This is a genomic window from Bacillus sp. MT(2024), assembly GCF_036362845.1.
Classification (GTDB): domain Bacteria; phylum Bacillota; class Bacilli; order Bacillales; family Bacillaceae; genus Bacillus; species Bacillus velezensis.
The window spans coordinates 1,397,337-1,413,084 of sequence record NZ_CP143632.1 but is presented as its reverse complement, the minus strand read 5'-3'; the positions used below and the strand labels follow the sequence as shown (position 1 = coordinate 1,413,084).

General features: G+C 44.2%; 2 protein-coding genes. Both read right to left on the bottom strand.

What is annotated here, in order from left to right; all coding sequences use genetic code 11:
* Position 1 precedes the first annotated feature (1 nt).
* The gene (locus VP472_RS07220) at positions 2–7,003 is read right to left on the bottom strand and encodes an SDR family NAD(P)-dependent oxidoreductase (RefSeq protein WP_146276695.1); all 7,002 of its coding nucleotides are present in this window, start codon (positions 7,001–7,003) and stop codon (positions 2–4) included.
* A complete protein-coding gene (locus tag VP472_RS07215; protein ID WP_146276693.1) occupies positions 6,996–15,701 on the bottom strand; it encodes a type I polyketide synthase in 8,706 nt (2,901 codons plus the stop codon). Before VP472_RS07215 ends, VP472_RS07220 begins: the two co-directional genes overlap by 8 nt.
* Positions 15,702–15,748: the final 47 nt, after the last annotated feature.

Here is a 15,748-nt window from a genome sequence, read left to right as displayed (position 1 = left end):
TTTATAATTCTTTGAAATCAAGTAAAGGAATCAGCAATTCTGACTCTTCCTTTTCTGGAGTTTCTCCATTGTCGATCCAGCATTGTTCCTTATTGAATATAACCGGAGAAAGCGGGTGTCTTTTTGTCTCACCATATCCTAACGTGAGATGGCTGTCGCTCAATATCATATGTGCGTTCGTGCCCCCGAATCCAAAAGAACTGATTCCGGCTCTCAAAACCCCTTTTCTGGGACGCCATTCTTTTAAAGACGTGTTCGGAAAGAATGGCGACTGATCAAATTTAAAACGCGGATTTGGCGTTTTACAATGTAATGTCGGCGGGAGCATCTGATTTTTTATGGATAAGGCAACCTTTATAATACTCGCTATCCCCGCTGCGCTCATTAAATGTCCGAAATTCGTTTTTACGCTGCCTACTCCGCAAAATTGCGTTTCTTCCGTAACCTCCCGGAACACTTCAGTCAGCGCTTTTAATTCAATCGGATCTCCTATCATCGTCCCGGTGCCATGCGTTTCGACATAACTGAGAGTATCTGCATCAATTCCGCCTTTTTTCAGGGCTTTTTTTATCACTGCGCTTTGCGCTTTCGGATTAGGTGTTGTCATTCCCATTGTCTGTCCGTCATTATTAACCGCGGATGAGTCAATTACCGCGTAAATTCTGTCACCTTCGGCAAGGGCGTCATCAAGTCTTTTCAAAAGGACTGCGCCGCATCCTTCTCCCGGTACAAATCCATCTGCCTTTTCATCAAATGTATGACATTTTCCTTCAGGTGAAAGCGCCCGAGCCTCACTCAGCATGACGTAAGGCTTTTGATCCAGCAAAATGTCAACCCCGCCCGCAATCGCCATATCTGACTCTTTTGACATCAGGCTTTGACAAGCGAGATGGACGCTGACCAATGAGGAAGAACATGCCGTGTCTACAACCAGATTCGGTCCTTTCAGATTAAAAAAATGTGAGATATGCGCGCCTATGAAATTTTGTCCTATACCCACGATCGTATTTTTTGAAGGTGAACCTATTTTGGACATAAACGTCCCGGTCCGCGAACCGATGAAAACGCCGACTTCTTTGTTTGATACTTCTTCTTTTGTATAGCCGCCGTCTCTCAATGTCTGGACGCTGACCTCAAGGCATTTTTTGATTAACGGATCAAGCTCTGATGCTTCACTTTTGTTCATATTAAAAAACGCGGGATCGAAAGACTCAATATCTTGAAGAAATCCGCCCCACTTACTGATACTTTTTCCTTTTTCATAGGTGTCAGAGTAGTATGAAGAAATATCCCATCGCGACGCCGGGACTTCACGGACACTATTTTGTCCTTTCTTCAAATTTCTCCAGAACGTTTCTGTGTCCGGAGCATCCGGAAACTCACAGCCCATTCCGATAATAGCGATTTGGTTCAGACTGGTTTGTTGCATTTGAGATCCGCTGTCCCGTACTTCGGAAGCATTTTGATTTATATGTTGCTCTTTTTTCCGACCCTCAATGTTTTCTGAATTAATTTGAGGACTGATCCCCTCACTTGCAAATAACTCGTTCAAATAGGCGCCCAGTTGTGAAAAACTCGGATACTCCAGAAAAGCCGAAGGTTCAATTTTTATTTGAAATGCATCTTCCGCTTTTTTGACAAGCTGAACCAGTAAGATTGAATCAACTCCGTAATCCGCAAAAGACGTATCCTGATCTAATTTCCCGTAAGGTATTTTCAGCTCTGCGGAAAAAATCTCCATTAACTTCCTGATCATAGCTTCATTGTCTCCATGACCAGAGATCACTTTTTCCTCAGCATCCGGGTTATTTTTAGCAGCTTGAATTCTTGTCTGAAGCAGCTGCTGCAGCTTGAATTTCTCCGGATGTGTCTTTGCCGGTATAAGGCATGGATATCCGTTTATCGTCCTGATTTCATCCAGCATGGAAATACCTGTTTCTGTTGAGTGTGAAAGTAAACCGAGTGCCTGATATGATGGACTTGTCACCTCGCCCATTCCAATGTCCTTCCAGCTCGGCCAGTTAATGGATTGATAATATGTTCTGCCGGCTGCATGCTGATACGCCGCAAAGTAATCCATAAAAGCGTTCGCCGCGGCATAGTCACTTGTTCCGGCGCCTAATAAAGGAAAAGCGCTCGCAACAGATGAAAACAAAATGAAGAAATCAAGTTCGTCATCAATAAAAATGTCATGAAGTACCTGCATCCCCTGCACCTTTGGCTCAAATACTTCTCTTATTTCTTTATCAGATTTATGAATAAAAGCCGGATTCGAATGATTGGCTGCACCAGCGCAATGAATCACCCCGCCGATTTTGCCGAACTTCATTCTCACCTCTGAAAAGAAGCGATGTAATTTTTCTTTTTCCGTGAGCGGCCCGGAATACACTTCCACCTGAACTCCCTTTTGATCCAACTCATGCAGCAGTTGTAATTTCGAATAAAGAGGTGACTTTTCATCGGTGTCTTCTAACATGCCGGCTATTTTATCAGATTCCGGAAGGTCGGTTACTCCCATCAGCACAAGTTTTTTGACTCCCTTGCCGGCATAATGTCTGGCAAGTTCTGCCCCGATCCCTCTTGTTCCCCCTGTAATAACCAAGGTTTGATCCGTACGGCAGACCGGCAGACCGGATAGTTTCCGGTTTATTTCCGCTGCATGTAATTTCTCGACGTATGGAATATAACGTTCACCGTTCCGGTAGCAGATTTCACTATACAGCCCGTCAGCGCAAGCTTCATCTGTGATTACCTGTCTCAGTTCCGCCGCAGTCCCGACATGCCCGTCTACATCTATTGTTTTTGATTTTATCTTTTGATACTCCGCGCTCAGCATTTTATATAGTCCGGCTGTTTCGGCTCCGGCTAACGACGGCTTGTCATTCAGAAATGTCTGCAGCCCTCTTGTCACATGTAAAACGAAAAGCTGTTTACGTGTCTTTATGATTTCCTGCAGCAGTGTCAGCTTCCCGATTGTGCCGGTGCGTGCCCCGTTTTGATCACTCCGCAAATCTGACAGGTCAATCATGCCGATGATTTCCGGATTTTCTTCTATGACTGCTAGAGCCGTTTTTTTGGCTTCCCCATCCGATTGATCCCAGTTATCTGCGCAAATGACAGCGGATTCAATCAGAGGATCTGAATCAAACAATTCGAATGCAAGCCGCTCACTTTCACTATTAGCCAGGATCATCACCTGTCCTTTCGTAAAAGCGGAAGGCGCAGCCTTTTGTTTTTTCCACGATTTTTTTAATACATCAAATGATAAGTCAGTCGGTGCATGGGGCAGACTCTGCGGTACACCTGTTTTTTTCTGTTTCTGTGCTGCTTTTGCGGCAGGCACCCAATATCTGTTCCGTTCAAAAGGATATGCAGGAAGAGAGATAAGCTTCGGTAATTCCGCAGTGTACATCTCTTCCCATTCAACGTCTCCTCCGTTCACCCAGTGAATGGCCATTTCTCTTGCATTTTCAAAGTGAGCGGCTGACAGGGCATCCTTTTGACCAGAGCCTCGGCGGGCCTTTCCCCTATATAAACCGTTTAACTTATGATCTGACCGCAAATACGTCGTCAGCTTATTGCGAAGATCGTCAATGCTGCTAACCTCAACAGCGAGCCGCTCTTCCATAGCGTTTCTCCCGGTCTGCGAGGTGTACGCGGCATCAGCTAGTGACGTTTTTGGCTCCAGTTCTTTTATATATGCATCAATCAAGAGTCTGAGCCGTTCTTCATTTTTGGCAGAAAGCAGAATAATTTGCGTCTTGTTGCTCTGTACCGTTTCCATCTTTTCTTCATTCTTATACTCTTCGATGATAATGTGGGCATTAGATCCTCCAGCGCCGAACGAACTGATGCCCGACCTTCTGGCTTGATTTTGCGGCGTCTTCCAATCAGTCAGTTCAGACTGCACGTAAAACGGTGTTTCCTCAAAATCAATATTAGGATTTAAGTTATCGGAATGAAGAGAAGGAGCAAGTTGTTTATACTTCATTTGCATCAGCACTTTTGTGATAGAAGCAATTCCCGCCGCGGCCTCTAGGTGTCCGATATTTGACTTAACCGAACCAATTGCACAACGATAATCGCTTTTCGAGCTGTGCAAAGCTTTGGTTAAACCTGAAATTTCAATCGGGTCTCCCAAAGATGTCCCGGTGCCATGCGCTTCAATATAACTTATGCTGTCTGCATCAATCCCCGCCTTATCAAGAGTTTCACTGATGACGTTTGCCTGCTCGCCCGGATTTGGCACAGTGTATCCGTTTGTTTTTCCGCCGTGATTTACAGATGTTCCCTTAATCACACCGTAAATCCTGTCCCCGTCAGCCTTTGCGGCAGAAAGCGATTTCAAAAGAACGGCCCCGACTCCTTCTCCCGGCACATATCCGTCTCCTCCCGCTCCAAAGCTTCTGCAGCGCCCATCGCTTGAAACAAAATGATTTTGAGAAAGTAAAGTATATTTATCCGGGTGTAAGGATAAATTCACTCCTCCGGCTATGGCGAGGGTGGATTCTCCCCTTTTTATACTTTCACATGCAAAATGAACAGCAGAAAGTGAAGAAGAACACATTGTATCAATTGCAAGGCTGGGTCCGCGCAGGTCAAAGAAATATGACACCCGGTTTGCGATAGACGAATAAGAAGACAAGAGCGCCTGACGCCCCTCATCATCTGAAGCACCGGCTGCAAATAACTGATAGTGGCTGTAGGTGACGCCGACAAATACCCCTGTCTTATGCCGTTTCAACTTTTTCTTTGTGTAACCCGCATTTTCAAACGTGTGCCATGCTGTCTCTAAAAATAACCGTTCCTGAGGATCAATTAACTCGGCATCACGAGGCGAAATTGAGAAGAACAGCGGATCGAATTTATCAGCGTCTTTTATAAAACCTCCCCATTTGCTGTCATGACGGGCATTGTCACCTGTGTGATAATATTTCCGAAAATCCCAGCGCTCTTTCGGTATTTCCGTTATACAATCTTTTCCGGAAGAAATATTTTCCCAAAACTGTTCCACATCCTTCGCCATCGGGTAGCGGCCGGCTATACCGATAATTGCAATATCTTCCTCGGAAGGTGCGGATGGTATGCGGGAAACGGAAAGCTTCTCCCGTTTCGCCGGCGCCGAATGATCAATTCGCTGTTCGGCTGCCGGTAAAAACGCCTTCTTCAACTCATGTTGATAGTGTTCAAGAAAATACTCTGACAGCTCTTCAACACTGCTGTATTCAAAGAAAAGAGTCTTAGACACTCTTCCAAAATACTTTTCCAGACGGGAGTTAAGACCTAAAATCGTTAGAGAATCAATTCCGTAACGGTCAAATGTATCCTCGGGTAAAATGCTGTCCGCCGGTCTTCCCGTTTCCGCACCGACAATCTCTGTCAATAGACGGACCGTTTGCTTTTTCAGATCTTTTTCATTTAATTGCGGCAGACTGTTGTTTTCAGGCACAGTCTCTATCTTTTTATGGTCAGTTGAAAGTAATTCACTTATTCTATCTTTGTCTCCGCTGATAACAGCCAGCTGAGAAGCAGAACGGCTCATACTGTCCTGAAAAGCGGCAAGCCCTGCTTGGGCAGATAAAAGTTCCAGCCCCGTGTGTCTTAAAGCCTGCAGCTCTGCCGGACCAACTGTCATATTCCCCGCATCCCATAAAGGCCAATTAATAGAGAGTGTTTTCCCGGGACGTCCTTTCATGCTTCGATACTGGGTGAATCCGTCCATACATCCGTTAGCGAAGGCGTAGTCGCTCTGACCCGCATTAGGCAGAACGGCCGAAAGGGATGAAAACATAACGAAGAAATCAAGAGGCTCTTCTTCAGCTGCTTTATCCAGCCAAACGGTTCCGAATACTTTAGGCGCTATAACTTCTTCTATGCTTTCTTTCGCTTTTTTTATGATAAATGCATCCTTAACAAGTCCGGCACTGTGCAAAATTCCGTTTAATTCTCCGAATGTCTGCTTAATGTGCTTAATTAACGCGTCCGCCTCTTTTTCCTTTGAAATATCTGCCGGGACATATAAGGCTTCAGCGCCGAGATTTTCAAGAGCGCTCAATTTTTGCGCCGTTTCACGGGATGCCGGGGAACGCCCGGTTAATACCAGCTTGACTTCTGCCTGTTTCGCCAGATATTCCGCAAACAGATACCCGAGACCGCCGGCTCCTCCCGTAATTAAATACACACCGTTCTTTTTTACACTGAAACTATGTTTCTCCCCATCTTCTTTTTTTACTCTTTTAAGCTGCCTTTTATAATAATGCCTCGGCTCATAACAGGTAAAGTGGTCCGTCTTGCATTGATTGTTCCATTCAAAAGAGATGACATCTGCAATATGCTGCTTTGTAAACGGCTCGTCAAACATTGATTTCAGCTCTGCAGCCTTACATGTGAAATTCGGGTTTTCGGCCTGTACGGTCTTAAGAAAACTTTCAACCGCGTTATAAATGGGCTGAACCTCGCCCTCGGCATTTTCATACAGATACAAAATTTCTGCTTTCGGACAAAGTTTGTTCGCCATGAAGGCCTGAAACATTTGAAACAAGGAAAACAGACTTTTATTGAGCTGCTTTCTCATTGCATCTTCTGTATTTTTGAAGAGCCCGGCAGCTAAAAAATGAATAATATGGCGGGGTCTTATATTTTGAGAACGCAGAACCCCGCATAGCGCATCATAATCCTCATCTTTTGCAAAGTTCATTTTAAAACGACCGTTCCGGCAATCTTCGAAACGCTCGCCGGAAGTCACGTAAATGAAAGGCGCCTCATAACCTTCAAGCTGTCTCTTCATTACGGTATACATGCTGTCGTCTTTGCAAAAAAATAAAATTGGCTCTTTCGTATGCGGGAATTTTTCACTGCCTTTAAATTCATGTCTATCCCATACCATTTCATATAGATGGGTTTTCCCCAAGCTCTTAATTAATTCCAGCCCTTCTTCACGCGTCAGGCTGCCTTCTTTCACCTTTTTCACGATTTGCTCAATTTGCATCGTTTTTTCATTCATGGAAAAGCAACTCCTCTATCAGCTCTGACGTCTCTTTCGTATTCATCTCACCTGTTTGTGCTTTTTCAAGAAGCGACATGATTTCTCCATCTGCTGTATCTTTATTTGAGTTGTGAAGCTCAGTGTTCGAGAAAGCCTCAGCCTTCTGCGCTTCATCTTTATTTAAATGAATCCAATGTCTGTTCTTGCTGAAAGGATAAAGAGGAAGAGACAGTTTAACCGGTTTGAGTTCCTCCTCATACAAGTCTTCCCAGCTGATTTCACAACCGATCGTCCACAACTGAGCCAGTTTGGCCGGCTTGTTTTGCTGAATCAGTGATTGAACATATGCATGACCTTCGGGGCCGCCGAATAAAGGAGCGTACAGACTATCAAAATCCGTTACATTTCCTTCATAAACACCTTGCAGCCTGCTCCCCTGAATGTAACCGTTTAATTTTTCAAGAAGATCTCCGATATTCGAGCAAGTGATCGCAAGGCGGCATTCAAATGGTTCCCTTCCGGTTTGCAGCGTATATGCTATTTCTTCAAGACCGATTCCGGACTTTTCTCTAAAATTGCCGTTATACGGTTTATCAGCTGATCGATTCCGCACGCTGCTGATATAGCGGCACAGCTCGCTCAGGGTCATTAATTCCTGAAATATGTCTAGTGATATTTCTGTGCCGTACATTTGGTTTATAAAAGAGATTAATTCGGAATAAGCCAACGGATCAAATCCGAATTCCGAAAGAGGTGTCTTTGCATCTATATTTGCGGTATCTAAACGCAGGATACCCGCTGCCGCTTCCCGAACCGCCTCTTGCACATCACGTTCCTGCACCTCTTGCTGACTGAATTGAACTGATAGTTCTTCATGTAAAAACGCTGTTAACTCTTTGGCTTTAACCATCAGCCTTTCCTTTGTTTTGGCCGATAGAACAATGATTTGATCCCGCTCGGCAGTTACTGCTTTATCTTGTCCGTATTCAAATTCTTCCACGATGACATGAGCATTTGCCCCGCCGAATCCAAAGGAACTGACTCCGGCACGGCGCGGAATTTCATTTCCTTTTCGATCTTTTAATCTGGCCCACTTCATAGTTTTATTGACAATATGAAACGGTGTTCCGCTTAATTGAATGTAAGGGTTCAGTTCCTTGACATGAAGTGTGGCAGGCAATGTTTTATACTTCATGGATAGTAATACTTTAATCAGCCCCGGCATTCCAGAGGCGGGCTCTAAATGACCGATATTCGTTTTTACTGAACCGATGCCGCAATATTGGTCATGATTCTTTCCTGGATGCGGCTCAAAAGATCCAAACGCTTTTTTCAAGCCTTCAATCTCAATCGGATCTCCCAGTTCTGTTCCGGTTCCGTGTGCTTCAATATAAGATATCGTATCAACAGGAATATCGGCATTTTTATAAACAGACGTTAACAGTTCTGCCTGAGCTTCCGGGTTCGGAGCGGTCAATGAAGCAGATCTTCCTCCGTGATTTTCTCCGGTTCCTCTCAGGACTCCGTAAATATTGTCTCTGTCATTCATTGCCGCTTGCAATGGTTTCAATAACAGAACAGCTGCACCTTCACCGCGGACATAACCGTCGGCAAGTTTATCAAACGTCTTACACCGGCCGTCCCTAGACAAAATACCGAGTTTATCGGTATACATATGCGTGACTGGATCTAAAAGCAGCGAAACCCCGCCTGCTACCGCCAGCTCACTTTCACCATTTTGAATCGAGCGCACAGCTCTGTGGATTGCTACAAGACTGCTTGAGCAGGCTGTATCAATGGACTCACTCGGACCTCTGAAATTAAAATAGTGGGATACACGATTGCTGATGAGCGCCTGGCTGTTTCCGGTTCCCGCAAACGCATGCGCCCCGTCCGAATGCCTCATCAGCAGCTGGCGGTAATCATTAAATTGAATGCCCGTAAACACCCCGATATGTTTGCCGGACAGCTTTGAAGCTTTGTAACCCGCATCTTCTATCGCTTTCCAGGTTTCCTGCAAATAAATTCTGTGCTGAGGATCCATGAGTTCTGCTTCCCGCGGATTAATATTGAAAAACGCCTCATCAAATTTATCGGCATCTGTGATAAATCCGCCCCATTTCGAATGTACTTCGCTGCTTCCTTTGCCTTCGGCGTATTTTTTCCAATCCCATCGATCCGGGGGAATTTCCTGAATCGAATCTTTTTCATTGATTAAATTGATCCAAAACTCATCTGCATTTTTTGCTCCCGGAAAAACACAACTCATCCCGATAATGGCAACCGGCTGCTTCTCCGGATGATGGTCAGCCTGTCTTGCTGTCTTTTTTTCAAACGGAAAACTTCGCGGCGGCTTCACGGTTTTCCCTGCGGTTTTCCCGGCGTGCACTTTCCTTTTTTCAGAAATGTTTTTTTCTGCATCTGTATTCCCTTTTGCAACAGTACGCAGTTCACTGCTTAGAAATTCTGAAAGAGACTTTATATGGCTGTAAGTAAAGAAAACGGCAGGTGTCAGCTTAAGCTTGTATTTTTTATTCAGTCTGACAGCTAATGTTTTCAAACTGATAGAATCAAAGCCGAGATTGCCGAAATTCTCTGCCGTATCCAGCTGTTCAATGTTAATTTTCAATAATTCCGACACCATTTGCTTCAGTTCTTCAAGGACATTGTCTGCAGAATCCGGTCCTGTATAAGAACTTTCCTCTTGACGAACCGGAAGCGTATTTACTTTTTGATACGGCAGATCTTTTTTTGCTGGTGTTGTTCCGGCATCCCCGGTAACAACCGAAATTTGCGGACAGTCACTTGCCAAAATTGTCTCAAAAGCCGCTATCCCTTCTTCCGTTTCCAAATAATCAAACCCGGATGCGGAAAGATATGCGTCTTCAGCTTCTTTGTTTAAATGCATTCCGCCTTTACGCCACAACGGCCAGTTAATCGAAATGCTCTTGCCTTGTCTCTCTTGCCGGCGGCTCTGTTCGGATCTCCAATTTATATATTGATCTTGAAAATAATTGCCCAACGCATAGTTAACCTGTCCAAAATCTCCGAAGACCGAAGAAATAGAAGAAAATACGATAAAGAAATCAAGCGGCTCATCTTTCGTTAATTCATCTAAGCATACCGTTCCTTCAATTTTAGCAGTCATGCCTTCCGTAAAATCAGTCAGATTCATCTCTGTAAATAACCGATCATCGGCATGACCAGCTGAATGAATAACGCCTTGAAGGGAGCCCCAAGTCCGTTTCGTTTCTTCTATGACCCATCCCATCGTCTTTTGATCTGCGGCATCAGCTTGATAATATACCGCGTCTCCTCCAAGCGCCTGCAGCCGGTCAATGTTATGTCGTTTATCAGCTGTTAACGGTGATCTTCCCGTCAATACTAATTTTGCTTGATACTGAGAGGCTAAATATTTTGCAAAAATCAGGCCCAGACCGCCCAAACCGCCCGTTATGAGGTAAATCCCTTTCTGTTTCAGCTGATGAGAGTGCTCTGTATGATTGAATACATACTCCTTTAATGTCTTAACATACCTCTTGTCATTTATATATTTAACTTCTTCCGCCTGCCGTTCCACGCCTGAAACCATTTCGTTAAGACAAAATTCAGCCATTTTTTCAATTGATATACGTTCTGAAAAACCGATTGACTTCACATTCTCTGCGGATGGCACCAACATATTTGCCGTTTTTAAACAGCCTGCAAGAGCGCCCGTATACGGATCATTCACGCCTTCTTTAAAAGAGTGAACAAGAAGCAAAGAATGAAGATAAAGAGAGGCGTCACTGCGGGCGCTCAGGGCTTTTAATAAATAAAAAATTGATTCCAGGCCGCTGAGAAGGCGGTCACCCGCGTAAAATGTTTCTCCCGTGTGCAAGATGACATCAGGAGAAAACCCCTTTTTCTCCAATTCTTCGAATAAACGAATATAATCTGACGTCACTTCCGGGTTTATACAGAATGTCAGCAGATTTTGATCGGTCTGCCGCTGATCCGGCGTGACGAGAATGACACGGCTGTCTGATTGATTTTTCAGAGCTCCAGCCAATGCTTCATCTTTTGCAAAAACCAGAATTGTTTTTGGCTCCCTATCTTTCATTTCAATCAGAGGGTTTTTTTGATCCCACTTATGCTCATAAAAACGTACATTTTTATTAGGCTTTTCGCCAAAAACCAGCCCGCTCAATTCCATCAAAATCCCGCCGGCATTGTCTAATACATACACATCATAAGCCGAATCGCTTTCTTCAGTTTGTTCTGCATATACATAAACGGGTTCAGTCTCATGATCAAAAATCGTACATTCTTTAATATTTTCCGGGGTCTCTCCGGCATTTTCCCCCGCAAGGTATATGACGGCTTGATATGCGCTCTCAATCACTTCCGGTTTGATTATGCACCCTTTCGGCCCGGCCTTTGCTTTTATCTTTAAAAGCATCTGTCCGTTCCTGCTGACGCAGTGCTCTGCCGCTTTCAGACTGTCACTGCAGCTGTATCCGAATTCGGCAAGCCGCTGATAAAACGCTTCGTACGGTATCCGGTCTGCACGCTGAGACAGAAACGGCTCAAGATGAATATTTCCGTTCTCGTACGCCCCGTCTTCTAATTCGATCCGCCCTGAGGAATAAATGGATGAGTCGCTCTGTTTTTCTATAGAATACGATGCACCCTGATTATCCGGGGTTAATACAATCCGGATCTGCTCATTGCTTTCGCTTTGTAATATCGGTTCTCTAAAGGAGAGCTCAGTTAATTTAATAACCGGATTTCCTGAAGCCATCGCTCCGGCAGCCCTCGCCATTTCAATCTGGCTGAGAAACGGAAACATTTCCTTGTCTTGATACTTTGTTTTTATATACAAATCGGTATTGCTTACATTGATAAGAAACTTCTGTGCTTTAAAATCAGATATATTGCATGAAATGTAAGGATGCAGATCGTTATTAATGTTCATCCGGCGGCTTCCCGTATTTTGCGCATCTATTCTGCATAGCTCTTTGGCAAATGGATATCCGGGTGCTGATACCCGTCTCAAAGTGACATCTTTATAAAGTGACGGCCAATCTACTCCGTTACCGCCAACCCAGTATTCAGCAATCTTCACAAGATCCCTGTTTGCGGCTGCTTCTTCAATCTCAGCTTTGTTCATCCTTTGAGCTTCTGTTGTGTCTTTGCCGCTTGTAAAAATATGATCCCTCGCGTTTCCGAGAGTATAGTCTGTCAGCCCTTTAAGCAATTCATCTCTTGTGGAGGCGATAACAGCCAATCTGTGCGGCATTTCTTCTCTGCCGGTTTGTAAAGTAAATGCTGTATTTCTAAGTGTTTCTAATGGATAATCTCTGGCTGCTATATGTTCTTTTGCGCGTTTTGCATATTCTGCCAGCCTGTCGGCATTTTTTGCAGAAAAAACAAATAAAAGCTGTTCAGGTTCTTCAGCCGGGAGAGAAGAGAAAGCCTCATCCGTAAATTCTTCTAAAATAACATGGGCATTAGCTCCTCCTGCCCCGAAAGAACTGATTCCGGCACGCCTGGGAACGGATGACTCCCATTTTTCTGCACTGCCCGGTACATAAAAAGGTGTTTTTTGAAACGGTATATTTTCATTCAATTCAGCAGAATGAGTCAGTGACGGAACAATCGTTTTATGTTTCATTTGAAGAATAACTTTCGTAATGCCCGCTATGCCTGCAGCAGCCTCAAGATGTCCGATATTTGATTTAACCGATCCGATCGCGCATGTCTTCTTATCGCGTTCGGCACCTGAAAATGCTTTGGTCAGACCGGTGATTTCAATCGGATCTCCTAACGCGGTGCCTGTTCCGTGAGCTTCTATATAGCTGATGCTTTTTGGATCAATACATCCTTTTTTTAAGGCTCTCGCAATGACCTCACTTTGAGCTTTTGGATTCGGCACGGTATATCCATTCGTCTTAGCACCGTGGTTGATCGCTGTTGCCTTAATAACTGAATAAATCTGATCACCGTCGGCAATAGCCTTTTTTACAGGTTTCAGCAACACGGCACCTGTCCCTTCTCCCGGCACATAGCCGTCTCCTCCTGAACCGAAGCTTCTGCACCGGCCATCACTGGATAAAAATCCGCCTTGAGTCAGGAGTTCATATTTATGAGGATGAATGGATAAATTGACGCCTCCTGCAATTGCAATTTCACATTCATTCCTGATTAAACTTTCACAGGCAAAATGAACAGCCGTTAATGATGAGGAACACATCGTGTCCAAAGCAATACTTGGCCCGCTGAAATTAAAGAAGTAGGATACCCGGTTTGCGATTGATGCATATGAGGAAGAAACGGCCGCTTCGTGACCAACGCTGTACAGCTGATATTGGCCGTACATAACCCCTGCAAAAACACCGACGTTTTTTCTTTCAAGCGTTTTCTTTGCGTACCCGGCATCTTCTATGGTGTGCCAAACCGTCTCTAAAAACAGTCTCTCCTGCGGATCAATTAATTCAGCTTCGGCAGGAGAAATATTAAAGAACAACGGATCAAAATGATACACATCGTCAATAAATCCCCCCCATTTGCTTTGGTTTTTTACTTCGTCGCCCGCCGCAGGCTGATAGTGCAGCCCCGAATCCCACCGATCCTCAGGTATCTCAGTTATACAGTCTTTACCGTTCAATAAGTTTTCCCACAGAGTATCAAGATCATTTGCCATCGGGTAACGTCCGCTGATACCGATAATAGCGATATCATTGTCATGATACTTCTCCTGCTGCACCTGATTTTTCATCTGGATTTTCTGTTTCCCGTTAACATCGGCTGTCTGTTTATTATCTTTTTTCTTCTGAGATGGGGTGCCGCTCCCGTTTTCTCCTAACCGGAGTTTATGAAGAAGAGTATCCCTGTGCTCCTCAACGAAATACTGTGACAATTCTGCCGCAGTCTGATATTCGAATAACAGCGTTTTTGAGAGCGCGCCGAAATGTTTTTCAAGCTCATTCGTCATATTGATAATCATAACGGAATCAAGTCCGTATTTTTCCAATGCCTCTTCTGCATCTATTTTGTCCGCAGGCATCCTGAATTCTGCAGCAATTATTTTTATGATAAAATCAGATGTTTCAGCTGTCAGTTTCTCTGAATCAAATGATTCGATATTTCTCCCTTTTCCTTCATCTGCCTGAATGCTGTCTTTTCGTTCATATAATTGAGTAACATGGTTGTCAATTTGCTCATCTCCGTAAAATACAGTAAATTGCGAAAAACCGGAGGACATTGCGACTGCAAACGCTTTTTTACCTTCTTCTTTTTCTAAAGGATAAAAACCCGCCTTTTTCATTGTCTCTACCGTGCGCTCATCCACTTGCATGCCGACTTCTTTCCACAGCGGCCAGTTCAGAGAGAGAGAAATCGTATCAGAATGCTGGGCAGAACGCATATTCATGAAATGATCCATATAGCTGTTTCCAAACGCGTAATCAGATTGCCCGACATTTCCCAACACTGCGGAAGTAGAGGAGAAGCAAATGAAAAAGTCAGGATTTTCTTTCTCAACAGCATCATTCAGCCACATCGTACCCAATACTTTCGGTCTGATTACCTGATCGAATTCCTCTCGTGACTTGTTAAGAAGGAAAGAGTCACGGATGATTCCCGCGCCCTGAATGACCCCGTTTACTTTTCCATAAGAAGTTTTGGCTTTTTTGACTACATATTCGGCTTCTTCCTTATTGGTAATATCAGCCTGAACATAAACAGCTGAAGAACCGGCATCCTCCAATCGCCTCAGCTGTTTTCTTATATGGTCTGAAAGCGGAGATCTTCCTGTTAAAACAAGGCAGCATTTTGTTTGAAAAGCCAAATATTCTGCAAAGGTAAATCCTAATCCGCCCGCGCCGCCCGCGATAATATATACTCCATTTTCTCTCAGCGGCACATCTCCGCTTCCGGAATTTTTTTCGGGTTCATACGTTTTGAGCTGTTTGACATAACGCTGCATGTCTTTATAACGGATCTCTACATCTGAAGGCTGGAAATCACTCAGCTCATTGCGTATGATATCAGCTGCGTGAACGGCTGCAATTGACTGTTCCATTTCAATGCTTTTTGCTGAGATTAACGGATTTTCCAGCTGCAATGTCCGCAAAAATCCGCTTGCCGCCGCGTAAAGAGGCTGTTCTCCGGAAAGATGCGAAAAATATCCATATAACAGCTTGATCGGTTTGCGGCAGTTATTTTTGAAGAGCGCCTGTTGTAATAAAAACAAAGAATAGACTCCGCTGTCGCATTGTTCACGAATCGCTCTCTCTGTTTTTTCAAACGGCATGTCTGACCATAAATGCACCGCTTCCCGTATATCTGACTTTTCTTCTTCTATAAGCCATCCTAACAGGTCTATGTAATCTTTTTCAGAGCGGGGGTCGATTTCAAATACACCGTCCCCGGTTTTTCGAAACTCTTTCCCCGGCTTAACCAAAATAACCCTTGTATCATGCAATGCAGCAAGTTCTTTACTCACATCTTCATTTTTATCAAATAATAAAAGGCTGCCCTCACGCCGGCCGCCTTTTACATGAATGCTGAGATCTGTCCGCTGCCAGACCGTCTGATAATATATCGCCTGTCCGTTAACCCCTGCGGAATGAAAACCAAGCTGCTGTATCCGCTTTACTCCTTCTTCCAAAGAAATGTTGCCGCTTTCTATGTCAGAAAGTACTTTTTTTCTAATATGACGGGCTTCTTTCATAAAAATCTTCATCCCCTTTACAAATGGCACTTCCGCAAAATGATAAA